Source organism: Arthrobacter glacialis (genome assembly GCF_002909415.1).
Lineage (GTDB): Bacteria > Actinomycetota > Actinomycetes > Actinomycetales > Micrococcaceae > Specibacter > Specibacter glacialis.
On record NZ_PPXB01000014.1, the window covers coordinates 82,022 to 106,257 of the forward strand.

General features: G+C 62.0%; 22 protein-coding genes and 1 tRNA gene. 20 read left to right on the top strand and 3 right to left on the bottom strand.

All coding sequences use genetic code 11. The features are described from left to right. Positions 1–2 precede the first annotated feature (2 nt). The 7 genes from CVS28_RS15660 to hisF all read left to right on the top strand — a co-directional run bounded on the left by CVS28_RS15660 (position 3) and on the right by hisF (position 4,639). Positions 3–635 carry a riboflavin synthase gene (locus CVS28_RS15660; RefSeq protein WP_103482092.1) on the top strand — a complete coding sequence of 211 codons (633 nt, stop codon included), beginning with the start codon at positions 3–5 and terminating at the stop codon, positions 633–635. After that, positions 632–1,276, top strand: a complete 645-nt coding sequence (gene ribB, locus CVS28_RS15665) for a 3,4-dihydroxy-2-butanone-4-phosphate synthase (RefSeq protein WP_103465952.1) — start codon at positions 632–634, stop codon at positions 1,274–1,276. Before CVS28_RS15660 ends, ribB begins: the two co-directional genes overlap by 4 nt. After that, complete coding sequence (gene ribA / locus CVS28_RS15670) at positions 1,269–1,925, top strand: GTP cyclohydrolase II (RefSeq protein ID WP_103482093.1); 657 nt, start codon at positions 1,269–1,271, stop codon at positions 1,923–1,925. The genes ribB and ribA overlap by 8 nt, the downstream gene beginning before the upstream one ends. Beyond that, a complete protein-coding gene (gene ribH / locus CVS28_RS15675) occupies positions 1,922–2,410 on the top strand; it encodes a 6,7-dimethyl-8-ribityllumazine synthase (protein ID WP_103482094.1) in 489 nt (162 codons plus the stop codon). Before ribA ends, ribH begins: the two co-directional genes overlap by 4 nt. 247 nt (positions 2,411–2,657) lie before the next feature. Beyond that, on the top strand, positions 2,658–2,921 hold the full coding sequence (locus CVS28_RS15680) for a phosphoribosyl-ATP diphosphatase (protein ID WP_103465949.1): 264 nt from the start codon (positions 2,658–2,660) through the stop codon (positions 2,919–2,921). Between the two features lie 90 nt (positions 2,922–3,011). Next, a complete protein-coding gene (hisG, locus tag CVS28_RS15685; protein WP_103465948.1) occupies positions 3,012–3,857 on the top strand; it encodes an ATP phosphoribosyltransferase in 846 nt (281 codons plus the stop codon). Between the two features lie 11 nt (positions 3,858–3,868). Beyond that, complete coding sequence (gene hisF, locus CVS28_RS15690) at positions 3,869–4,639, top strand: imidazole glycerol phosphate synthase subunit HisF (protein WP_103465947.1); 771 nt, start codon at positions 3,869–3,871, stop codon at positions 4,637–4,639. 99 nt (positions 4,640–4,738) lie between these two features. On the opposite strand, the gene CVS28_RS15695 is transcribed toward hisF, so the two are convergent. Both CVS28_RS15695 and CVS28_RS15700 read right to left on the bottom strand, forming a co-directional pair. Then, the gene (locus tag CVS28_RS15695; RefSeq protein ID WP_103465946.1) at positions 4,739–5,158 is read right to left on the bottom strand and encodes a DUF6855 family protein; all 420 of its coding nucleotides are present in this window, start codon (positions 5,156–5,158) and stop codon (positions 4,739–4,741) included. 46 nt (positions 5,159–5,204) lie between these two features. Next, positions 5,205–5,849, bottom strand: a complete 645-nt coding sequence (locus tag CVS28_RS15700; protein ID WP_103482118.1) for a TIGR03085 family metal-binding protein — start codon at positions 5,847–5,849, stop codon at positions 5,205–5,207. A gap of 175 nt (positions 5,850–6,024) precedes the next feature. On the opposite strand from CVS28_RS15700, the gene hisI reads away from it, so the two are divergent. The 11 genes from hisI (at position 6,025) to pyk (ending at position 21,571) form a co-directional block, all read left to right on the top strand. Continuing rightward, a complete protein-coding gene (gene hisI, locus CVS28_RS15705) occupies positions 6,025–6,438 on the top strand; it encodes a phosphoribosyl-AMP cyclohydrolase (protein ID WP_103482119.1) in 414 nt (137 codons plus the stop codon). 60 nt (positions 6,439–6,498) lie between these two features. Further along, positions 6,499–8,052, top strand: coding sequence for an anthranilate synthase component I (locus CVS28_RS15710; RefSeq protein WP_103482095.1), 1,554 nt, complete (start codon positions 6,499–6,501; stop codon positions 8,050–8,052). After that, positions 8,049–8,705, top strand: a complete 657-nt coding sequence (locus CVS28_RS15715; RefSeq protein ID WP_341476418.1) for a Trp biosynthesis-associated membrane protein — start codon at positions 8,049–8,051, stop codon at positions 8,703–8,705. The genes CVS28_RS15710 and CVS28_RS15715 overlap by 4 nt, the downstream gene beginning before the upstream one ends. Positions 8,706–8,802: 97 nt before the next feature. Further along, positions 8,803–9,078: an HGxxPAAW family protein gene (locus CVS28_RS15720; RefSeq protein WP_103465943.1), complete on the top strand. Its 276-nt coding sequence runs from the start codon at positions 8,803–8,805 to the stop codon at positions 9,076–9,078. A 2-nt stretch (positions 9,079–9,080) separates the two neighbouring features. After that, the gene (gene trpC / locus CVS28_RS15725) at positions 9,081–9,896 is read left to right on the top strand and encodes an indole-3-glycerol phosphate synthase TrpC (protein WP_207767516.1); all 816 of its coding nucleotides are present in this window, start codon (positions 9,081–9,083) and stop codon (positions 9,894–9,896) included. 127 nt (positions 9,897–10,023) lie between these two features. Continuing rightward, positions 10,024–11,436 (top strand): tryptophan synthase subunit beta, encoded by a 1,413-nt coding sequence (trpB, locus tag CVS28_RS15730; protein ID WP_103466024.1) that lies wholly within the window; start codon positions 10,024–10,026, stop codon positions 11,434–11,436. Beyond that, the gene (gene trpA, locus CVS28_RS15735; protein ID WP_103482096.1) at positions 11,429–12,274 is read left to right on the top strand and encodes a tryptophan synthase subunit alpha; all 846 of its coding nucleotides are present in this window, start codon (positions 11,429–11,431) and stop codon (positions 12,272–12,274) included. Before trpB ends, trpA begins: the two co-directional genes overlap by 8 nt. Next, on the top strand, positions 12,274–13,338 hold the full coding sequence (gene lgt, locus CVS28_RS15740; RefSeq protein ID WP_103482121.1) for a prolipoprotein diacylglyceryl transferase: 1,065 nt from the start codon (positions 12,274–12,276) through the stop codon (positions 13,336–13,338). The genes trpA and lgt overlap by 1 nt, the downstream gene beginning before the upstream one ends. 679 nt (positions 13,339–14,017) lie before the next feature. Beyond that, a complete protein-coding gene (gene gltB / locus CVS28_RS15745; protein ID WP_103482122.1) occupies positions 14,018–18,565 on the top strand; it encodes a glutamate synthase large subunit in 4,548 nt (1,515 codons plus the stop codon). Then, on the top strand, positions 18,558–20,012 hold the full coding sequence (locus CVS28_RS15750) for a glutamate synthase subunit beta (protein WP_103482097.1): 1,455 nt from the start codon (positions 18,558–18,560) through the stop codon (positions 20,010–20,012). The genes gltB and CVS28_RS15750 overlap by 8 nt, the downstream gene beginning before the upstream one ends. Positions 20,013–20,080: 68 nt before the next feature. Then, positions 20,081–21,571 (top strand): pyruvate kinase, encoded by a 1,491-nt coding sequence (pyk, locus tag CVS28_RS15755; RefSeq protein WP_103465940.1) that lies wholly within the window; start codon positions 20,081–20,083, stop codon positions 21,569–21,571. Between the two features lie 219 nt (positions 21,572–21,790). Here pyk and CVS28_RS15760 read toward each other — a convergent pair whose 3' ends face one another. Continuing rightward, positions 21,791–22,393, bottom strand: a complete 603-nt coding sequence (locus CVS28_RS15760) for an ANTAR domain-containing response regulator (protein ID WP_103465939.1) — start codon at positions 22,391–22,393, stop codon at positions 21,791–21,793. 179 nt (positions 22,394–22,572) lie between these two features. Here CVS28_RS15760 and CVS28_RS15765 point away from each other — a divergent pair. Beyond that, positions 22,573–22,653, top strand: a tRNA-Leu gene (locus tag CVS28_RS15765). Positions 22,654–22,740: 87 nt separating this feature from the next. After that, positions 22,741–23,871 carry a tyrosine-type recombinase/integrase gene (locus CVS28_RS15770; RefSeq protein ID WP_103482098.1) on the top strand — a complete coding sequence of 377 codons (1,131 nt, stop codon included), beginning with the start codon at positions 22,741–22,743 and terminating at the stop codon, positions 23,869–23,871. The last annotated feature ends 365 nt before the right edge of the window (positions 23,872–24,236 follow it).

Below are 24,236 nucleotides of genomic sequence, written 5' to 3' on the forward strand. Positions count from 1 at the left end.
GCATGTTTACAGGAATTATTGAAGGCCGCGGCACAGTGGTCAGCCTTGAGCAGCAGCCGGACTCGGACAGTGCCGTGCTGGTTGTGAAGGCCGGTGACGTCCTGGCCGGGCTGGCCCTTGGCGGCTCCTTGGCCGTCAACGGTGTGTGCCTGAGCGCGGTGCGCCTGGACGGGGGCACGGTTGAAGTAGATGTCATGGGCGAAACCCTGCTGCGCACCACAACAGGTGAGCTGCACGTGGGCGACACCGTCAATCTGGAACGCTGCGTGGTGGCCGGCGGGCGGCTGGACGGACATGTGGTGCAAGGCCATGTGGACGGTGTTGGTTCCCTGCTCGAACGCGAGAACCAGGGCAAATGGGACCGCCTGCGCTTTGCCGTGCCCCGGGAGTTGTCGCGCTACATTGCAGAAAAGGGCTCCATCGCCATCGACGGCGTGTCCCTGACAGTGACTGCCGTCAGCCCGGCCGCGTTGCCGGAGCAGTGGTTTGAGGTGGGGCTCATCCCCGTCACGCTGGAAAAAACAGGCTTGGGCGCCAAGGGTGTTGGCGGGACCGTCAATCTGGAAGTGGATGTGCTGGCCAAATACGCCCAGCGCCTGCTGGAATTCAGCACACTTGAGGCGGATGCCCAATGAGTGCCGCAACAGATCCCGTCACGCTGCTGGACCCGGTGTCCCTGGCCATCGCCGCGATGGCTCGGGGCGAGGCGGTCCTGGTGGTCGATGACGAGGACAGGGAAAACGAGGGCGACATCATTTTTGCCGCCCAGCACAGCACCCCCGCACTCATGGGCTGGACCATCCGGCACAGCTCCGGGGTGATTTGCATACCCATGGACCACGACCGGGCTGACGCCATGGCGCTGCCGCCCATGGTGGAGGTCAACCAGGACGCCAAGGGCACGGCATACACTGTCAGCTGCGACGCCACGCACGGTGTCTCCACGGGCATCAGCGCCACCGACAGGTCGCTGAGTGCAACAGTTCTCGCTGACCCGCAATCCATGCCCGACGCCGTCACCCGGCCCGGGCACATGTTCCCCCTTCGCGCCGTGGCCGGGGGAGTGCGCCAGCGTCCCGGGCATACAGAAGCAGCCGTCGACCTGTGCAAGTTGGCAGGGTTGCAGCCCGTCGGTGTCATTGCCGAGGTGGTGGACGACGCCGGCGAAATGGTCAGGCTGCCCGGTTTGCGACAGTTCGCCGATGAGCAGGGCCTGTTGCTGATTTCCATCGCCGACCTCGTTGACCACATGGCGGGAGGGCCCGGTCATGACTGAGAGTTGTGTCAGCGGCGGCCCCGTGGTTTCGCTGCCCACCAAGTTTGGTGTGTTCCAGGCCCAGGCATGGACGGACAAAGTCACGGGGGCCGAGCACCTCAGCGTCACCTCACCCCATGCTGCGCAAGGGGATCCGCTGGTTCGCCTGCATTCGGAATGCCTCACCGGAGATGTTCTTGGCTCCTACAGGTGCGATTGCGGTGAACAGCTGGACTATGCCCTCGGGCTCATTTACACCCACGGCGGAACGCTGGTTTACCTGCGCGGCCATGAGGGCAGGGGCATTGGCCTGGCCAACAAGATGCGCGCCTACGCCTTGCAGGAGGCCGGTGCGGACACCGTTGACGCCAACGAGCAATTGGGATTCCCGGCGGATGCGCGCGACTACGCCTCGGCTGCCGGCATTCTGGTAGCCCTTGGCTTGGACCGCATCAAATTGCTCAGCAACAACCCGCTGAAGTCGGAGGAACTGAGCCGTCTCGGAATCGCCATCAGTGAGATCGTTGCCACCGAGGTTCCTGCGCGCAGCGAAAACGTCCGCTACTTGGAAACCAAGCGCGATCGCATGCGCCACGTGCTGAACGTGGAAGCACCCGAAAAAGCCACAAGCCACGCAACGCCAAACCCCCAGGAAGGACCCTCAGCATGAGCGGCCACGGAGCACCAGTCATCGGATTCAGCACGGAAGAAAAGTCCCACACATCATCGTTGAAGGTGGCCATCATTGCCGCCAGCTGGCACACCGAAATCATGGACGGCCTGCTGGCCGGTGCCCTGCGCGGTGCCGCCGACGCCGGCATCGCCGAGCCCACAGTGGTCAGGGTCCCGGGCAGTTTCGAGCTGCCCGTTGCTGCTGCGCGGCTGGCACCGAAGTTCGACGCCGTCGTAGCCCTGGGTGTGGTGATCCGCGGCGGCACTCCGCACTTTGACTACGTGTGCCAGGCAGCCACCATGGGACTCACCGACGTCAGCGTCCGCACAGGCGTGCCCGTTGGCTTCGGCGTGCTGACCTGCGACACCGAACAGCAGGGCCTGGACCGCGCCGGACTGCCCGGCTCAGTGGAGGATAAGGGCCACGAGGCCATCACGGCCGCCCTCGCAGCAGCCCTGACCCTGGCCCAGCTGGGCGTCTAACCGTTCCTGAACTTATGCGCGGAACCCGCCATGAGTTCTGCGCATAAGTACTTAGGCGCTGAACTCGAGCCGAGTTTTACGCATAGCTTCAGAGGAATGAAATTATGCGCCGAACTCGTCATGGGTCCGGCGCATAACTTCAGCCAGCTGCCGTGCCCGGCGGGCAGGCGCGGGAAAATGTCCACATGTTGGACGCGGCTGGTGGGTGAATCCTTGGACGGCCCGCAAAGCAAGTAAGCTGGAGTCCGTGAAGACCTTCGAATCCCTTTTTGATGAGCTCAGTGCGAAAGCCGCAGCCCGGCCCGCTGGCTCCCGTACCGTCGCCGAACTTGAATCCGGCATTCACGGTATCGGCAAGAAAGTGGTTGAGGAAGCTGCTGAGGTATGGATGGCCGCCGAGTATGAATCGGAAGAGGCCTGTGCCGAAGAGATTTCCCAGCTGTTCTACCACCTGCAGGTCATGATGATCGCAAAAGGACTGACCCTTCAGGACGTTTACAAGCATCTATAGCCACGCGCTGTGGCTGCTTGAGTCGACCCTGAAAAGGCGTTGGAAACGCCAAAAACCTTTTGCTTGAACCGATCTGAAAGAAACTTTCAAATGCTGCGTGTTGCCGTCCCGAACAAGGGTGCCCTGTCCGAAGCCGCCTCAGCCATGCTGGCGGAGGCTGGTTACCGCCAACGCCGCGATAGCCGCGAGCTGGTCATGGTTGACCCCGAGAACAACGTTGAATTCTTCTTCCTCCGTCCCCGCGACATTGCCGTTTATGTTGGCGCCGGAACGCTGGATGTTGGCATCACCGGCCGTGACCTGCTCATGGACGCCCAGGTGGACGCCGAAGAGCTGTTGCCGCTGGGCTTTGCCCGCTCCACCTTCCGCTTTGCCGGGCCCGTGGGCCACTTCAGCAAGGCGGCCGAGCTGGAAGGCAAGCGCCTGGCCACCAGCTATGACGGCCTGTTGCGTGAGTACCTGGCCGAGCTTGGCATTAACGCCAAGGTTGTCCGCCTTGACGGTGCCGTTGAGTCGTCCGTGCGGTTGGGCGTGGCTGACGCCATTGCCGACGTCGTCGAAACCGGCAGCACGCTCAAGGCAGCCGGCATGGAAATTTTCGGCGAGCCCATCCTGAACTCGGAGGCCTTGTTGATTGGCCGCCGCGGCGTTACCCCGCCGGCCGGGGTGGAAGTGTTGATCCGCCGCCTGCACAGCGTTTTGGTGGCGCGCCAGTACGTGCTCCTGGACTACGACGTGCCCAAGACGCTCATGGAGAAGGCCACGGCACTGACCCCGGGTCTGGAATCGCCCACGGTTTCGCCGCTGCGCGACTCGGACTGGGTGGCTGTGCGCTCGATGGTCTTGTCCAAGGACACCAACCGGATCATGGACGAGCTGTACGATCTTGGCGCCCGTGCCATCCTGGTCAGCAACATCCACGCCTGCCGCATCTAGGGAGAAGACCCATGAGTGTTGCCATCAGAGTCATTCCGTGCCTGGATGTCGACGCCGGCCGCGTGGTCAAGGGCGTCAAGTTTCAAAACCTGCGCGACGCCGGTGACCCGGTTGAGTTGGCAAAGCGTTACGACCTTGCCGGGGCCGATGAGCTGACGTTCCTGGACGTCACGGCCTCCTCCGGGAACAGGGAGACAACCTTTGATGTTGTCTCCCGCGCTGCCGAGCAGATCTTCATCCCGCTGACTGTTGGCGGGGGAGTGCGCGAGGTGTCCGATGTGGACAAGCTGCTGCGCCATGGGGCTGACAAGGCCTCCATCAATACAGCAGCGATTGCCCGCCCGGGCGTCATCGATGAGATCACCCACCGTTTTGGTTCGCAGGTTCTGGTGCTCAGCGTTGACGCGCGCCGCACGCAGGGCGGGATCACGCCGTCGGGCTATGAAGTGACAACCCACGGTGGCCGCGAGGGCACACGGATGGACGCCATCGAATGGGCCAAGGAAGCGGCAGACCGCGGTGTGGGGGAGATCCTGCTGAACTCGATCGACGCCGACGGCACCAAGGAAGGCTTTGACCTGGAGCTGATCCGGCTGGTTCGCGCCGCCGTGCACATCCCCATCATTGCCTCAGGCGGTGCCGGCAAGCCGGAGCATTTCCCGCCCGCCGTAGCTGCCGGTGCCAACGCTGTGCTGGCCGCATCCGTGTTCCACTTTGGGCCGGACCATGCCATTGCCGATGTGAAAAAGGCTATTCGCGACGCCGGTTACGAAGTCCGCTGATTCCCTAGCCGGCCTCGCGAACGGGCAGTAGTTGTTGATGTTTCACGCAAACATCAACAACTACTGCCCGTTCACGAGGCGGGGCGAGGCGAGGCGGGGTTAGAGTGCGCGCATCCGGTTGTTGCGTGGATTGTGCTCCACCTCAGCCAGGCCCAGTTCCTCCAGCAGCGGCGGCAGGTACATGCCGACACGTCCGCGGTAGCCCTTCTTCAATCCGTACCAGCCGCCCACAGGATTGGACTCGGCCCGGGCCCAGGCCTCCACGGTGCCGTCTTTGGCGGTTTTCTGCTCATCAGCGCTGCCCAGTTCCATCCAGTCGCCGTGCTCGGCAAGCATGGCCGCCAGGTCGGCAACGAGACGAAGCTGGTACTTCAAAACTGTTTTGCCCACCGTGCACACAAGTTCTGGCGGGTCTGCTGATTCGTTGCGGTACATGGTGTACTCGGAGGTGCCGGGCGGGGTTTTCAACAGCCACGGGGAGTCGTTGGTGCCGGCGTTGCCCCAGTCAAGTGCACTCATGAACTTCTCCATCCACTAGATGCGAACGCTGGCGGCCTAAGAAAAGCTAGAGCCCCACCGGCGCTGTCTGCAAAAGTGCCACGGCGTCTTGCTGGCCCTCAAAGGAGACCAAAGCCTGGCCTGTGCGGCCGTTGGCGTGCATGAGCAGCTCACCCGGCTCGCCAATGATGGCCACGGAGACGGGTGCTCGTTTGGCAACGTGCCGGGGTCCGCTGGCGTTGACCAAAACGACGCCCAGGTCAACGCTGCGGTAGAGAATGGCTGCCCGGGTGATCAGTTCAGCCCAGAGCGCCTGTGAGTACTCGGCATCCAAGGCGCGCGGCGCCCACCGGTCCGAGGCGCGGCGGACATCTTCGGTGTGGATGAAGAACTCCGCGAGGTTCGCACTGTGCTCAACAGCCTTCAAGGCAAAGGGTGAAATTTTGGGCGGGCCGGCACGGAACTTTTCCACCAAGGCTGCATACGCCTCGGGCGTGCTGGACTCGGCCGCGAGCTTGGCAATGGCCTTTTCAGTGGCTTTGCGCCAGGGTTTGAGCACCATGCCCAGGCCGGCGCGGGGATTGTGTTCGCGCAGGTAAAGGTGAGCGGCCAGTTCCTGGGTCCGCCATCCTTCACAGAGTGTGTTAGCTCCCGGACCTGCTGCCAGCAAGGTTTCGGCGAGTACTTCTCGGGACGGCTCTACAAATCGCATCACTTGTGAAATTAGCATGTATTGACTCCAATTGGCATCAAGAACCGCCGCTTGGCTGTCCTTGGCTTACGAATTTCACCCCCGGTTACATTCGCCGGCGCAGCCCGATGACGGTTTGATACGCTTTCTGGCACTAGAATTGGCACTGATGCAGCACAATCCAGAACCCCAGTCAATGCCCGCCGACTCCGCCACGCAGCCAACCGCTGCGGCAGCAGCCACCACCATCGAGGAACTGCCCGCCGAGGTGGCGGCGCTGCTCAAGCATGATGATGCGGGACTCGTTGCAGCCATCATTCAGCAGTTCGACACCCATGAGGTGTTGATGCTCGGCTGGATGGATGATGAGGCCCTGCGCCGGACGCTGAGCAGTGGACGCGTCACCTTCTACTCACGCTCCCGCCAGGAATACTGGCGCAAGGGCGACACCTCCGGGCACTTCCAGTACGTGAAGAGCGTGGCCCTGGACTGCGACGGCGACGCCCTGCTGATCGAAGTTGACCAGGTGGGCGCAGCCTGCCACACCGGCACACACACCTGTTTTGACAACCGTGAACTCACAGCCGTGGTGGGTCACCGCGGCGAGTAGCTCCCGCACCTCGTAGTTTTGCTTCATTCACCCGATTGACTCAAGGAAGCCAACCATTTCATGCAAGATCTAGGTGTCATCAGCCCCTCCCTGGCGGAATTTAGGGAATTGGCCCGCAGCCGCCGGGTTGTCCCCGTCCATCTGAAGGTCCTCGCCGACGCGCAAACGCCCATTGGCCTGTACCGCTCCCTCGCCGCCGAGGCGCCGGGCACGTTCTTGATGGAATCGGCTGCCGTGGGCGGGGTGTGGTCTCGCTATTCCTTCATTGGTGTGCGCTCCAGTGCCACTTTGACAACGCGCGACGGCGAGACGTTCTGGCAGGGTGAACCCCCAGTGGGCGTGCCCTTGGGTGGTAGCCCGGTGGATGCCATGGAAGCAACGCTGAAGCTGTTGGGCACCGAACGGTTCGATGGTTTGCCGCCGTTCACCTCGGGTTTGGTGGGCTTTGTGGGCTGGGAGGCTGTGCGGCACTGGGAGAAACTCCCGGAGCCGCCCGTCGATGACCTGCACCTGCCTGAAGTTGCCCTGAACCTTGTGGCCGACATGGCCGTGCATGACAACAATGAAGGCACCGTGCTGTTGATAGCCAATGCCATCAACGCCAACGGCACCGACGAGAACGTGGACGGCGCCTGGCATGACGCGGTGGCCCGGGTCCGTGCCATGGTGGAGCAACTGCGCCAGCCCGTGGTCCAGCCCATGTCCGTGGTGGACGTTCCGGCAGCCAGCTTTGCCGAGAGCGTGCAGGAGCGCTGGGACCGGAACCAGTACCTGGCCGCGCTTGACCGCAGCAAGGAAGCCATTGTGGATGGTGAAGTGTTCCAGGTGGTCATCTCGCGCCGCTTTGAAATGGAATGCCAGGCCACCGCCTTGGATGTGTACCGCGTCTTGCGCAACACCAACCCCAGCCCGTACATGTACCTGTACAGCTTCGAGGACTCCAACGGTGCGCCCTACTCCATTGTGGGATCCTCACCGGAGGCCCTGGTCAGCGTCAGCGGCAACGAGGTCATCACCCACCCCATTGCAGGCTCGCGACCGCGCGGCGGCACGGTGGAGGATGACAAATGGCTGTCCAAGGACTTGCTGGAGGATGACAAGGAACGCTCCGAGCACCTGATGCTGGTTGACTTGTCCCGCAACGACCTTTCCAAGGTTTGTGTCCCCGGCACAGTGGATGTCACCCAGTTCATGGAGGTGGAGCGTTTCAGCCACATCATGCACCTGGTCTCCACCGTGGTGGGCACCCTCAGCCCGGACAAGAACGCCTATGACGTCTTGGCCGCGACCTTCCCCGCGGGAACCCTGTCCGGGGCTCCAAAGCCGAGGGCGCTGCGTCTCATTGACGAACTGGAACCGCATCGCCGCGGCATTTACGGCGGCGTTGTTGGATACCTGGACTTTGCCGGCAACATGGACATGGCCATCGCCATCCGTTCGGCCCTGCTGCGTGACGGCAAGGCCTATGTCCAGGCCGGCGGCGGCATCGTGGCCGATTCAGTCAACGAGACCGAGGCCCTGGAAACAGTTAACAAGGCGGCAGCCCCGCTGCGCGCTGTGTATGCGGCCGCCTCACTAAGGGCCCTTGATGAGAATGTCGGGGAAGAATTGTGAGCACGTCAGTTCCGGAATCACACGAGTCAGACGAAGAGGTATTGGGAGCTGTGGCACCGCACTCCAGCGCCACCAAGACTCCGCCCTGGCAGCGCAAGTCAACGTTGATCCTGTTGGCAATTTTGGCTGCGCTGGCCGTGTTCGGTACCACCACCCAAACCTGGATTCACGTAGCCATCGCACCCGGTGAAGTTGCCCAGACGGACTTGGACATTCCGGGCAGCAAGGCCGCTGTGGCCGTCTCCGCCCTGGCCTTGGTGGCCCTGGCAGGCGCCCTGGCAACCACCATTGCCGGGAAAGTGGCCCGCATTGTCGCCTCCTGCATCGTCTTGCTGGGCGCGGTGGGGATCATCGCCGTAGCGCTTGGGGTTTTGGCGAATCCGGCAGCTGCCGCCATGTCCGAGGTTGGTGCCGCCACGGGCATCACTGGCCAGAATTCTGACGCCACCACCACCATCTTTCCTGTGCTGGCCGCGCTGGCTGCGGCAGTGCTGGCCCTGACCGCGTTGGCTGTGCTGTGGTTTGGGCGGGCCTGGACCGTGCGCACCAAATATGACGCCGCCACGACGGCCTCGGGAGCCAACGCCGGTGAGCCGGTGGACGAGATTGACCGGTGGGATCAGCTCAGCCGCGGGGAAGACCCCACAGTCTAGGCACGGCACACATCCAAGGGGTGCCGCAGTTTCGGCTTCCTTGGGCAACTAATGGCAGAATGTATTTCAGTATCCGCGTTAAATAGGGAGATTTACCATGAGCAACAAGTCGGCGCAGGCAGTTACCGTACACGAGCCCGTTGATCACAGCATCGAACTAGGGCACGGCAACAGCCCGGCAGCATGGACAAGCGTGACCATCATGCTGGTTGGTACCATCATCGGTTGCATCGCCTTCGTCATCGGCGAGAGCGCAACCACCTTGTTCTGGATCGGCGTGGGCGTCATTGTTGTTGGCCTCATTGCAGGACCCGTCCTGCGGGCCGCGGGCTACGGTGTTGGTGGCAGCAAGCTGAAGAACACCGGCCACTAATCGTGAGTGTTTTGCTGGACATCATTGACGGAGTCCGAGCGGACCTTCGGGCGCGCCAAGAACTGGTCAGCCTGGCCGAGCTGCAGGAGCAGGTCAAGCATGTTGCCCCTGCCCTGGACGCTTGGGCTGCTCTGGGTGGAAACTTGGCGCAGCGCCCTGAACTGATGGTCATCGCCGAGGTGAAGCGTCGCAGCCCCTCCAAGGGTGATCTGGCAGGCATCGCCGATCCGGCTGCACTGGCAGTGCACTACCGCGACGGCGGAGCCAGCGTGATCAGCGTCCTCACCGAGGAGCGCCGCTTTGGCGGTTCCTTGGCCGATTTGGATGCCGTTCGCGCGGCTGTGGACATTCCGGTGCTGCGCAAGGACTTCACCTGCGATGAGTACATGATTTGGGAAGCGCGTGCCCACGGAGCGGACCTGGTGCTGCTCATTGTTGCGGCACTGAGCGATGAGGAACTGCGAAGCTACCTGGATCTGACCCATCAGCTGGGCATGAACGCCGTGGTGGAAACACACACGGCGGAGGAGATTGCCCGGGCAGTGGCAGTTGATGCCAAGATCATTGGCATCAATGTTCGCAACCTGAAAACCTTGGACGTTGACCGGGGCGTGTTTGCAGCCCTCGCTGGCAGCATTCCCGCAGGCCCCATTGTGGTTGCCGAATCCGGTGTCCGCGACGTTGCCGATGTTCAGCATTACAGCGCCCACGGCGCCCACGCCATTTTGGTGGGCGAAGCGTTGGTGAAGGATTCCACTCCGCGTGAGCGGATCGCCGAATTCAAGGCCGCCGGGGCACTGGCCATCAGCGCCCGCTAGAGCACCTCTTGCCTGGTTGCCGTGTCCCTTTCCGGGGCATGACGGCCGGGCTTTATGGCAATATGCGGCACCGCGGCCGCCGAAGACTATTAGTGCACAATTATCCAGGAACAGGACGGTGGAACTGATGGCTAACGTGCCAGCAGCTTCGTCACAGGATCCCGCTGACATGGTGGATCCGGCAACAGCATTCTTACAGGGCGGCGCCGCGGCACCGGAATTCTCTCCCGAGCATTCCCTGCGGCACGCACCTGGCCCCTACTTTGGCAGCTACGGTGGCCGATGGATGCCGGAATCACTCATCGCAGCCCTGGATGAGCTTGAAGACACCTTTGAAAAGGCCAGGGTTGACCCCGAGTTTCTCGCCGAGATCGCCGAGCTGAACAAGAACTACTCGGGTCGCCCGTCACTGTTGACCGAGGCCAAGAACTTCAGCAAGCACGCCGGTGGCGCCCGCGTGTTCCTCAAGCGCGAGGACTTGAACCACACAGGTTCCCACAAGATTAACAATGTCCTGGGCCAGGCCCTGCTGGCCAAGCGCATGGGTAAGACCCGCATCATCGCCGAAACTGGCGCGGGCCAGCACGGTGTGGCCAGCGCCACCGCCGCCGCCCTGCTCGGTCTTGAATGCGTGGTCTACATGGGTGCCGAGGACTGCCGTCGCCAGGCCTTGAACGTGGCCCGCATGCAGCTCCTTGGTGCCACCGTCGTCCCCGTGACCAATGGATCCCAGACGCTCAAGGACGCCATCAACGACGCACTGCGCGACTGGGTGGCAAATGTGGAGAGCACCCACTACGTGCTGGGCACGGTTTCCGGCTCCCACCCCTTCCCCGCCATGGTGCGTTTTTTCCACGAAGTCATTGGTGAGGAGGCCCGCGGCCAGATCCTCGAGCAGATCGGCCGCCTGCCCGACGCCCTGTGCGCCTGCATCGGTGGCGGATCCAACGCCATTGGCCTGTTCCACGCATTCTTGGATGATCCGTCCGTGAAGATCTTCGGTTTCGAGGCCGGGGGCGACGGCGTCGAAACTGGTCGCCACGCCGCAGCCATCACGCTGGGCCGTACCGGCGTGCTGCACGGTGCCCGCTCCTACCTCATGCAGGACGACGACGGCCAGACCGTCGAGTCGCACTCCATCTCCGCAGGCCTGGACTATCCCAGCGTCGGCCCCGAACACTCTTACCTGGCCGATATTGGCCGGGTCGGCTATGAGCCGATCACCGACAGTGAGGCCATGGAGGCCTTCAGGCTGCTAAGCCAGACTGAGGGCATCATCCCCGCCATCGAGTCCTCCCATGCTTTGGCCGGCGCCATCAAGGTGGGCCAGCGCCTCACGGCCGACGCCGCCAAGGCTGAGGACGTGGTGATCATCGTTAACCTCTCAGGCCGCGGCGACAAGGACGTGGAAACCGCAGCCGCCTGGTTCGGCATGCTCGATGACGACGGTCACGTGAAAGGCACCACCCTGTCTACCCGCACCGCCAAGGGTGCAGCCCCGGCTGCCGATGAAAATACAGAGGATGCCACCCATGAGTGAGAGCACCGCACCGATCCAGGCCGCAAGCAAGTCCGCGGCTGCCATTGACAGGGCCAAGGCCGCCGGCCGCAAGGCCTTGATTGCCTACCTGCCCGCCGGCTACCCGGACAAGCAGACGTCCATTGACGCAGCCATTGCCGTGGCCCGCAACGGAGCCGACATCATTGAGATCGGCATCCCGTACTCGGATCCCGTCATGGATGGCTCCGTCATTCAGGCTGCCACCACCGAAGCCCTGGCTAACGGTTTCCGCGTAGCCGACGTCTTTGACATCGTCGCCGCCGTCACGGCCGAGACTGATGCAGCCGTTCTGGTCATGACTTACTGGAATCCCGTGGACCGCATGGGCGTGGACGAGTTCTCCCGCCGCTTGGCCGAGGCCGGGGGAGCAGGGCTCATCACTCCCGACCTCATCCCGGATGAGGCCGCCGAATGGTTTGCCGCCTCCGACAAGTACGGTCTGGACCGCGTGTTCCTGGTGGCACCGTCCTCCACACCGGAGCGTGTGGCCATGACGGTCGAGGCAACCCGCGGGTTCGTCTATGCCGTCTCCATCATGGGTGTCACGGGCGCCCGCACCTCGGTCTCCAGCGCAGCGGAGGCCGTCGTGGCCGCCGCCCACAACGCCGGAGCAGAGCGCGCCTGCGTCGGGCTGGGAGTTTCCCGGCCCGAGCACGTCCGCGAGATTGCCGCCTACGCCGACGGTGTCATCGTGGGCACAGCCCTGGTGGCTGCACTGCGCGACGGCGGAGTAGCCGCGGTGGGTGCCCTAGCCAAGGAACTCAGCACTGGTTTTGACGTGCCGTCCACATCCAACACGGAGGCTTTGACCCAGTGATTTCCACTCTTATTCCGCAGCAGCTCAGCGGTGCTCTCGGCGCGGCCATCCCCGCGCCGGTGTGGTCCGGCTTTGACCTTGGCCCGCTGCGCATCCACGCATACGCGCTGTGCATTCTCCTGGGCATTGTGGCAGCGCTCTGGCTCACGGATCGTCGCTGGAAGAAGCGCGGCGGGCCCGAGGGCTCCATCTGGGACATTGCCATTTGGGCCATCCCGTTTGGCATCATCGGTGGCCGGCTCTACCACGTGTTCTCCTCCCCGGATGCCTACTTTGGCCCCGGCTATGACGGCACGGGCGATCTGTCCCTGATCCCGCAAATCTGGTTGGGTGGCCTGGGCATCTGGGGCGCAGTGGTGCTCGGTGTGGTGGGAGCCTGGATCGGCTGCCGCCGCGCGGGCGTGAAAATCTCGGCCTTCATTGACGCCGCAGCCCCCGGTATCCTGCTGGCGCAGGCCATCGGTCGTTGGGGCAACTACTTCAATCAGGAGCTCTTCGGTGCGCCCACCACCCTGCCATGGGGCCTGAGCGTTTCCCCTGAATTTGTGCCGCCGGGCTTTAGCCCCGACACCCTGTTCCACCCCACCTTCCTCTACGAGTGCCTGTGGAACCTGGCTGGCGTCGCGGTGCTGCTGCTCCTGGACCGAAAGTTCCGCCTGCGCAGCGGACGCTTGTTCCTGATGTACGCCATGATCTATACAGCCGGCCGCGTCTGGATTGAAATGCTCCGGATCGACGACGCCGAGCAGATCACGTTCTTCGGCATCACCACCCGCCTCAACGTCTGGACCAGCATCATTGTGTTTGTGGCTGCGCTGGTGGTGTTCCTGATCCTGACCTACGCCCGCCGAGGCAAGGAATCCGAGTCCGTGTACCTGCCCGGGCATGCGCCGGCAGCTGACGAGACGCTCGAGGGTGCAGCCGATTCCGAGGCCAGGACAGTGGGTGGTTCGGGTGACTCTGCAGATGCTGTGAAGTCCACTGACGCGGCTCCCACTGATGCTGCGGACAAGGCCTCCGCGCCAGAGCCTGCTGCGAAGGATTCGGCCAAGGACGGTAAGTAGCTAGTCCGCATGGACGCCAACCGCACTGCAAGGTGTTGTTGAAGCCGTAAAAGGTGGTTCTGGATAACCAGGGCCACCTTTTTCGTGCCCGCGACCCTCCCGCATAAACGTACCTTCCGCGCTTATGGGCGCGTTGGCGGCTTGCCTGCGGTTGAGGAACCGCCGACAAGCCGCCAAAGCGCCCATAAGCGAGAATCTGTGCCGGAAATCGGCCAGACAACCCGAGATTAGGCACGGCGGCCGCGCACGTGCACCGAATTCTATTACTGATCGTGCATATGAGTCCGTAGAGCAAGATTTGCATATTCGGTAGTACCGGCCCCGCTATATAGTAAAAACGACCGAAGGGGAAGATTTCACAGCGAAATCTCCTACTATTGTGCAAATGCACCATGAACCACCCGTTCGTGTGTACTTGCACAATGAATGACGCCCTCATGGGGGAGTCAGTGCGGTACAGCGGGAATTCGGTGCCAAGGAAACACATCCGAAACAAAACGGCATCAAGGAATCCCCGAAGAAGTACCGTTGAGGAAGATCCGCTTTCCCAACGATCGGGCCAGCGTCGTCCCCCACTAAACGCTCTTACCAGGGGAAGGACTTATACGTCGTGACTAGAACTTCTACACGTGACTCCCACCAGCCAGAAGCCATCTCGCCGTTCACCCGCTTCGCAGCCATGCCGGAGCGGGCGGGCCTGTACCGCCCGGACAGTGAAAAAGACGCTTGTGGCCTGGCTGTTGTTGCCACGTTGCGCGGCACCCCCGGCCACGACATTGTCCAAAAGGCACTCATTGCCCTGCGCAACCTGGAGCACCGCGGTGCCGTTGGCGCTGACGAGGGAACGGGCGACGGCGCCGGCATCCTGACGCAAATCCCCGACGAATTCTTCCGCGCCATCACGGGCTTCGAACTCCCCGCACAGGGAAGCTACGCCGTGGGAACCGCGTTCCTGCCCACCGAAGCTGCTGAGCAGGCATCGGCGAAGGCTGGCATGGAGGCCCTGGCTGAGAACGAGGGCCTGGTAGTGCTGGGCTGGCGTGAAGTCCCCGTTGTTGCCGAGTTGGTCGGGGCAAGCGCCCTGGCCTGCATGCCGTACTTCAGCCAGCTCTTCGTGGCACTCGCCAAGGAACCGCTGCAGCCCCTGGATCCCAGCAGGGCCAACGCCTTGGACGGCAAGGCCTTCAGGTTGCGCAAGCGTGCGCAGCAGAAGTTTGGCGTGTACTTCCCGTCAATGTCCTCCAAGACCATTGTGTACAAGGGCATGCTGACCACCGCCCAGGTTGAACCGTTCTACCCGGACCTGTCCGACCCCCGCTTCACCACACGCCTGGCCGTGGTGCACTCGCGCTTCTCCACCAATACGTTCCCGTCGTGGCCGTTGGCCCAGCCCTTCCGCACCATTGCCCACAACGGTGAGATCAACACTGTCAAGGGCAACAGGAACTGGATGCGCGCCCGCCAGTCCACCATGGCCCACCGGCTGCTCGGGGACACCCCTGAAGAGCTGTTCCCCATCTGCACCCCGGGCGCCTCAGACTCGGCATCTTTTGACGAAGTGGCCGAGCTGCTCTGGCTTTCCGGGCGTTCCATCACCGAAGCCGTCATGATGATGATCCCCGAGGCCTGGGAAAACCACGCCACCATGGATCCGGCCCGCAAGGCTTTTTACGAATACCACTCGCTGCTCATGGAACCGTGGGACGGCCCGGCAGCAGTCTCGTTCACCGATGGCACCCTGGTGGGGGCCACCTTGGACCGCAATGGTCTGCGTCCTGCCCGTTTTTGGATCACCGACGACGGCCTGGTGGTTCTGGCCTCCGAGGTTGGCGTGCTGGAGATCGACCCGGCCACCATCGTGAAGAAGGGCCGCGTAGCCCCCGGCACCATGTTCCTGGTGGACACCGAAAAGGGTGTGCTCATCAGCGATGAGGACATCAAGGCCCAGGCAGCTGCCGCCCAACCCTATGCGGAGTGGGCCAAGGAAAACACCATCCAGCTGGCCGATCTGCCCGAGCGCGAGCACGTGGTCCACCCGGCCGCTTCCGTGCTGCACCGCCAGCGCACCTTTGGCTACACCACCGAAGAGTTGCGGATCCTGCTGGGTCCCATGGCCAAGACTGGCGCCGAGCCGCTCGGTGCCATGGGTACCGACACCCCCGTTGCCGTGCTGTCCAAGCGTCCGCGCCTGCTCTTTGACTACTTTGTGCAGCAGTTCGCCCAGGTGACCAACCCGCCGCTGGATGCCATCCGCGAGGAACTTGTCACCTCGCTGAACACCACCATCGGCCCGCAGGGAAACATCCTCTCCCGCAACAAGGTCCAGGCCCCGCAGCTGGCGTTGAATTTCCCTGTCATCGACAACGACGACCTGGCCAAGATCGCGAACATGGAGAACGCGCAGGACGAGCACATCGCCATGAAGGTGCGTGGGCTTTACAAGGTCGACGGCGGCGAGTCCGCCCTGCGTGCCCGGCTCACCGAGATCTGCGAGCAGGTTTCCGGCGCCATCAACCGCGGCGTTCAGTACGTTGTGCTTTCCGACCGTGACTCCTCAGCAGTGTGGGCCCCGATCCCGTCTCTGCTCCTGCTCAGCGCGGTCCACCACCACCTGCTCCGCAGCGCCAACCGCACCAAAGTTTCCCTGGTGGTGGAAGCTGGTGATGTCCGCGAGGTTCACCACGTGGCAGTTCTGGTGGGCTACGGCGCAGCAGCCGTGAACCCCTACCTGGCCATGGAAACCGTTGAGGAACTCATCCGCAACGGCGATGTCACCGGCGTAACCCCCGAAGAGGGCGTACACCACCTGATCAAGGGCCTGGGCAAGGGCGTTCTGAAGATCATGTCCAAAATGGGTATATCCACCGTGGCCTCCTACTGCGGAGCCCAGACTTTCGAGGCGCTGGGCCTGTCCCAGGACCTCATCAACGAGTACTTCACTGGCACCGTCACCCAGCTGGGCGGCGTTGGCCTGGACGTCATTGCCAAGGAAGTTTCCGCCCGCCACATCCTGGCTTACCCGGTCGACGGCGTGGACGTGCCGCACCGCCCGCTCCTGGGCGGCGGCGAGTACCAGTGGCGCCGCGACGGCGAGCCGCACCTCTTCAACCCGGATACGGTTTTCCGCCTGCAGCACGCAACGCGTGAGCGCCGCTACGACATCTTCAAGAAGTACACCCAGGGCATTGACGATCAAGCCAACAAGCTCATGACCTTCCGTGGCCTGCTCACGTTCAAGGACGGACAGCGCCAGCCAATTCCCTTGGATGAAGTTGAGTCGGTTAGCAGCATCGTCAAGCGTTTCTCCACCGGCGCCATGAGCTACGGCTCCATTTCGCAGGAGGCGCACCAGACTCTGGCCATCGCCATGAACCGTTTGGGCGCCAAGTCCAACACCGGTGAAGGCGGCGAGGACGTTGAGCGTCTGCTGGATCCGGAGCGTCGCAGCGCCATCAAGCAGGTGGCCTCCGGACGCTTCGGCGTGACCAGCCTGTACTTGACCAACGCCCAGGATATCCAGATCAAGATGGCCCAGGGTGCCAAGCCCGGCGAGGGCGGCCAGCTCATGGCCAAGAAGGTGTACCCGTGGATTGCCGAAACACGGCACTCCACCCCGGGTGTCGGCTTGATCTCCCCGCCGCCGCACCACGACATTTACTCGATCGAGGACCTGGCGCAGCTCATTTACGACTGCAAGCGCGCCAACCCCAGCGCTCGTGTCCACGTGAAGCTTGTCTCCGAAATGGGGATTGGCACCGTGGCGGCCGGTGTGACCAAGGCCAAGGCCGACGTCGTACTGGTTTCCGGGCACGACGGCGGAACCGGCGCCAGCCCGCTGAACTCGCTCAAGCACGCAGGAATGCCCTGGGAATTGGGCCTGGCTGAAACCCAGCAGACGCTGCGCCTGAACGGGCTGCGCGAGCGGGTTGTGGTGCAGGTTGACGGGCAGCTCAAGACTGGCCGCGACGTGGTCATCGCCGCGCTGCTCGGTGCTGAGGAATACGGTTTCGCAACCGCTCCTCTGGTGGTTTCCGGCTGTGTCATGATGCGTGTGTGCCACCTGGACACCTGCCCCGTGGGCATTGCCACGCAGAATCCAGAGCTGCGCCAGCGCTTCACCGGCAAGCCTGAGTTTGTGGTCAACTTCTTCGAGTTCCTTGCAGAGGAGGTCCGCGAGCTTTTGGCCGAGCTTGGTTTCCGCAGCTTGGAAGAGGCCATTGGGCAGTCGAACGTGTTGGACATCAAGGCAGCCATGAACCATTGGAAGACGGAGGGCTTGGATTTGAGCCCCATCCTTTCCGATGCCGGAGTGCCCGCCAGTGCCCCCGTTCGCCACCTGAGCAACCAGAACCACGAGCTGGACAAGCATTTTGACCAGCAGCTGATCACCATGAGTGCTGAGGCGCTCAGTGACCGGCAGCCCGTGAAGATCAGCGTTCCTGTGATCAACACGGACAGGTCGGTGGGCACCATGTTGGGCTACCACGTGACCAAGACGTTCGGCGTTGACATCCTGGGCCCGGACACCATCGACGTGACCCTCACCGGTCAGGCCGGCCAGTCACTGGGCGCATTCCTGCCGGCGGGCATCACCTTGCGCCTGCTGGGTGACTCCAATGACTACGTGGGCAAGGGCCTCTCCGGTGGCCGGATCACTGTCCGCCCCGACCGGGCGAACACCTTCGCCGCCTCTGAAAACGTCATTGCCGGCAATGTGATCGGCTATGGTGCCACGAGCGGAGAGATGTTCCTGCGTGGTTTGGTGGGGGAGCGGTTCCTGGTCCGAAACTCCGGCGCCACGGCTGTGGTTGAGGGCATTGGTGACCACGGTTGCGAGTACATGACAGGTGGCCGTGCCTTGATTTTGGGGCCCACAGGCCGCAACTTTGGTGCCGGCATGTCAGGCGGAACGGCCTACGTTCTGGATCTGGAAGCCAGCCGCGTGAACAAGAGTGCACTCGATTCCGGCGAGCTTTCCTTGTTGAAGCTCGACGCCGTCGATGAGGACATTGTTCGCTCACTTTTGCAGCGTCACGCTGAAGAAACAGAATCGGATGTGGCGGAGCAGTTGCTGGCCGATTTCCCGGCCACCGTTCAGCGGATGGTGAAAGTCCTTCCCCGCGACTACGCAGCAGTATTGGAGACCCGCTTGGCAGCAGCCGAGTTGGGCGAAGACCCGGACGGCGCAACCGTCTGGCAGAAGATCTTGGAGGTCACCGGTGGCTGATCCGCACGGTTTCTTAAACACCCGCGAACGCATCACCCAGACCCGCCGCCCGGTCCCGGTCCGCATCATGGACTGGAAAGAGGTTTACCAGGCTCAGGAGAAGGGCGTGCTGAAGTCTCAGGCCGGCCGCTGCATGGACTGTGGCGTGGCGTTCTGCCACCAGGGTTGCCCGTTGGGGAACTTGATTCCCGAATGGAATGACCTGACGTGGCGCGACAAGGGGCAGGACGCAATTGAGCGCCTGCACTCCACCAACAACTTCCCCGAGTTCACCGGCCGTCTGTGCCCGGCACCCTGTGAAACGTCTTGTGTCCTGGGCATCAACCAGCCGGCCGTGACCATCAAGCAGGTTGAAGTCTCCATCATTGATGAGGCCTTCAACCAGGACTGGGTGCACCCGCTGCCCCCGGCCAGGCTCACAGGCAAGACTGTCGCCGTCGTCGGTTCAGGTCCGGCAGGACTGGCCGTTGCGCAGCAGCTGACCCGTACCGGCCACACTGTTGCCGTGTACGAGCGTGACGATCGGATCGGTGGCCTGCTGCGCTACGGCATCCCCGATTTCAAGCTGGAGAAGGAAAGCGTTGACCGCCGCGTGGAGCAGATGGTGGCCGAGGGCACCCGCTTCCGCACAGGTGTTGAGGTTGGCAAGGATATTGGCTGGGAAGAGCTGCGCAGGCGCTATGACGCCGTCGTGGTGTGCACCGGCGCCACCGTGCCACGCGATTTGCCCATCCCGGGCCGCACCTTGAGTGGTGTGCATTTCGCCATGGACTACCTGGTGCAGGCCAACAAGTATGTTGCCGGGGATGAAGTTCCGGGCCAGATCGACGCCCGCGGCAAGCATGTGGTGATCCTCGGTGGCGGTGATACCGGTGCTGACTGCCTGGGCACGGCGCACCGCCAGAAGGCTGCATCGGTGACCACCTTGGCCATTGGCCAGCAGCCGTCCATGGATCGTCCCGCGTCACAGCCTTGGCCCACGTTCCCGAACTTGTTTGAGGTGGCCAGCGCCCACGAAGAAGGCGGCGAGCGGACCTACCTGGCCTCGACCGTGGAATTCTTGGGCGAAAACGGCGTGCTGACCGGGCTGAAGATTGCCGAAACCGAGTATGTGGGCGGGCGCAGGGTGCCCAAGGAGGGGACCGAACGGGTCATTCCCGCTGACTTGGTGTTCCTGTCGCTGGGTTTCACCGGACCGGAAACGGCCGAACTGACTCACCAGTTGCCTGTGACTTTGGATTCACGCTCAAATGTTAACCGTGACGGTTACTACATGACGAGCCGTGACGGGGTTTTTGCCGCAGGCGATGCAGGGCGCGGCCAGTCGCTGATTGTGTGGGCCATTGCGGAGGGTCGGGCGTGTGCTGCGGCGGTGGACAAGTTCCTCATGGGGGAGACCTTCCTGCCGGCACCTGTCTCACCCAGCGACTCAGCTATCAGTGTCTAGTGGCAAAGCGATAGGCTGGTTCCGGGCACCACAGATTTCTACTGTTAACCACACACGAGGTAGGTACATTGAGACGCGCAAAAATTGTTGCGACTTTCGGGCCGGCTATTGCCAGCTATGAAAACACACTTGCGGTTCTGGAGGCGGGCGTCAACGTAGCCCGCATGAACATGAGCCACGGCGATTACACCGTGCACCAGAACACGTACGACAACGTTCGTAAGGCCGCTGCTTCCTTGAACAAGCCGGTTGCCATCATGGCTGACCTGCAGGGACCCAAGATCCGCTTGGGTCGTTTTGCCAACGGCGAGGGCTATGACCTTGCCGTGGGCGATGTTTTCACCATCACCACCGAAGATGTTCCGGGCACCAAGGACATCTGCTCCACCACGTTGAAGTCCCTCACCGAGGACGTCAACGTTGGCGACATCATGCTGATCGACGACGGCAAGGTTTCGGTTCAGGCCACAGCTGTTGACTCCGTGAAGGTTGTCACCATTGTCACCGTTCCGGGTAAGGTCTCCAACAACAAGGGCATCAACCTGCCCGGCGTTGCTGTGAACGTCCCCGCCTTGAGCGAAAAGGATGAGGACGATCTGCGCTGGGCCCTGGCCTGCGGTGCAGATTTGATTGCGCTTTCCTTTGTGCGCGATGCTGCTGACATCACCCGTGTTCACGAGATCATGGATGAAGCTGGCCGCCGCGTGCCGGTCATCGCCAAGATTGAGAAGCCGCAGGCTGTTGCCAACCTGGAAGCCATTGTTGACGCATTTGACGCCATCATGGTTGCCCGTGGCGACCTGGGTGTTGAATTGCCGCTGGAAGATGTGCCGCTGGTACAGAAGAAGTGCGTTGAAATGGCTCGCCGCTGGGCCAAGCCCGTCATCGTGGCCACCCAGGTGCTCGAATCCATGATCGACAACCCGCGCCCCACGCGCGCTGAGGCTTCCGACTGTGCCAATGCCGTGCTCGACGGCGCGGATGCAGTCATGCTCTCCGGCGAGACCAGCGTTGGCAAGTTCCCCATCGAGACCGTCAAGGTCATGGCCCGCATCATTGAGGCCGCCGAAGAGGAAGCCGGCATGAAGCTGATCCCGAAGCTGGGATCCGAGCCCAAGACCCGCGGTGGCGTCATCACCGCTGCTGCCGTGCAGATCGCCGATCAGCTCGACGCCAAGTTTATTGCCACCTTCACGCAGTCAGGTGACTCGGCCCGCCGTTTGTCACGCCTGCGCCCGAAGAAGCAGGTCTTCGCCTTCACTCCTGAAGTGCAGGTTCGCAACGAGCTGGCACTGACCTGGGGCATTGAGCCCGTGTTGGTTCCCACTGTTGCCCACACCGACGCCATGACCGAGCAGGTTGACCACACCCTGTTGGCCAAGGGCTTGGTTGAAGAGGGAGACCTGGTTGTCATTGCAGCCGGTTCCCCTCCCGGACAGGCTGGCTCCACCAACCTGGTCAAGGTTCACAAGGTGGGCGACCTCGCCGACCTGGGCAAGAGCGAATCCGGTGTTCGCATCAACAAGGAAAAGATTGGTCCCTGGCCCACTGAGGGCTAAACCCCGTCTTTGACTGATTTTGCTTCACGCGGGGCGCCCTGCTCGCTGGAAACTGTAGAGTTTCTCAGCTGGCAGGGCGCTTTGTTTGTTTAACCCAAGTTAAAGCGCGACGGCGGCACTCACCATGTGGTGGGTGCCGCCGTCGAACGTTGGTCGAGCTTGGGCCCACGCGCCCGAGGGCCCCGCTGCGAGCCTGCGAGCAGTGGGAGGGCGTGGGGACTAGTTGACCTGGTTGATGATGGTCTCGGCGACCTCACGCATGCTCAACCTGCGGTCCATGGAGGTCTTCTGGATCCATCGGAAGGCCTCAGGCTCGGTGAGGCCCATCTTGGTGGTCAGGAGGCTCTTAGCGCGCTCCACAAGCTTGCGGGTGGCGAACTGCTCCTGGAGGTCGGAAACCTCGTCCTCAAGCGCCTTGATCTCCTCGTGGCGGGAGAGGGCGATCTCCAGGGCGGGGAGGAGGTCTGCGGGGGTGAAGGGCTTGACCACGTAGGCCATGGCGCCGGCGTCGCGGGCACGCTCCACCAGTTCCTTCTGGCTGAAGGCCGTCAGCAGGACCACGGGGGCAATGCGGGCCTTGACGATGATCTCAGCGGCCGTGATGCCGTCCATGACAGGCATTTTGACGTCCATGAGGACCAGGTCGGGCTTGAGTTCCTTGGCGAGCTCCACTGCCTTCTCGCCGTTGTCAGCTTCGCCGACCACGTCGTAGCCTTCGCCGCGAAGGATTTCCATGATGTCGAGGCGGATCAGGGTCTCGTCTTCGGCAACAATGACGCGGCGTGCGGGGGTGGTGGGTTTGGTTTCCGTCTGTTCAGACACAAAAACTCCTTAGAAGGGGTGAGTTACACCACATTTAGCAAATATTTACCCCAAAGCTGGCCTTGGTTCTACAAAACAGCCTATCTCCATGTAGAGTAGTTGCGCGCACTGGTTCGGAAGCGATTCAAGAACCGGTATGTGATCTTCGTAACAGTGTTCGTATGGACGCTTTTGCTAAGGCCCAAGTGGCGGAACGGCAGACGCGCTGCACTCAAAATGCAGTATCGAAAGGTGTGTGGGTTCGAATCCCACCTTGGGCACGCTAAACCCCCTGGTCACAGGGGGTTTTCGTGTTTAAGTGTTCCCAAAAAACCCAAAAGTGTTCCCACAGGCGTAAAATTTAGTGCATGGCAAGTGTTGTTCAGCGCCGGTCGAAGTCTGGAACCACCTCCTTTCAGGTGAGGTGGCGGGACCCCGATGTGGCCCAACAACAAAGCGTCACTTTTGTCTCCGAGGTTGACGCGAAGTTGCTGAAGAAGTTCCTGGACAGGAATGGCCAATCGTTTGGTATTGCCCAGAAAGCAATGGAGTCCAGTAGACGCAAAGTCTTGACTGTTGCAGAAGTTATCCAAGAACACATCGATTTGTTGGTCCGTCCGGCCTCCGGCACTTTGCGCACCTATCAGACCATGTTGGATCTGCATATTAAGCCGGTGCTAGGAGCAATCCTGATTGATGAACTCGACATGCGGCAGATTACTGGGTGGGTCCGTGGAATGCAGAAAAAGGGCAAGACTGCCAAAACAATCCGAAACAACCACTCGCTGATCTTTGCCTCCATGGAACGTGCGGTGCTGCTGAAATACCGGCCGGACAATCCATGCAGAGGAGTGGAGCTGCCATCGGGGGATAGGGTTGAAGATGATGCTAGGTTCCTAACCCATGCCGAGTTTTCCCAGATCTTGGCGCTTATGCCCGAGCGGTACAAGGACTTTACCCAATTTCTCGTTATGACTGGCACAAGGTTTGGTGAGGCCACCGCCGTGACCGTTGCCGATGTGGATCTACTGGCCAAGCCGGCCACAGTGAGGATCACTAAGGCGTGGAAGCGAGACGGAAACAACGAATTCTATGTTGGCCCGACGAAAACTGGTGCAGGCAAGCGAACAGTTTCCTTGGCTCCAATTCTGGTAGAGATATTGATTCCGCTGGTAGCCAGCCGGCAGGGGAGTGACCTGCTTTTCACGACAGGTACGGGAGGGCGAATTGCGCACAGCATCTACTGGCAGAAGTGCTGGGTTCCCACTGTCAAAGGTGCTCAAGCGGCTGGACTCAAGAAGACGCCCCGAATTCACGACCTGAGGCACACGCACGCTTCGTGGCTGATCCAGGACGGAGTTTCGCTATTCACCATTTCCAGGAGGCTTGGACACGCCTCCACACGGACCACGGAGGAGGTCTACGGGCATCTCATGCCTCAGGCGCTCCAAGACGGAGCAGAGTCCGTACAACGGTCCGCGAGAATCTGGGGAGGATAGGAACGAGCAGCCGTGCGGCGAGAGGGATCGAAGCTATTTTCCGATTTAGGTCGTTTGTCCCTTGGCTCGCGTGCCAAGTGTTCTGCGAATGTTGCTACCCACCGGATGAGCTCTTACCTCGCGGAGACTGGCGATTTCTTCTAGGTGTTCGTCGGTGAAGACAATCTTCCCTTTGCCCCATGTCAGATGGGGGAATTCGCAATTGGCGGCGCCAGTCCGAAGCCATGCTTCGGAACAGTGGAGTAGCTCTGCGGCCTGCTCTGGTTCGTAGAATTCGCGCTGCATGGCGTTGGCTATCCTCTCGCGTGTAGTTGGCTGGTGTGCTGACGCAGTCCCTGGAATGGCCAGCTCTTTGTGGCGACATA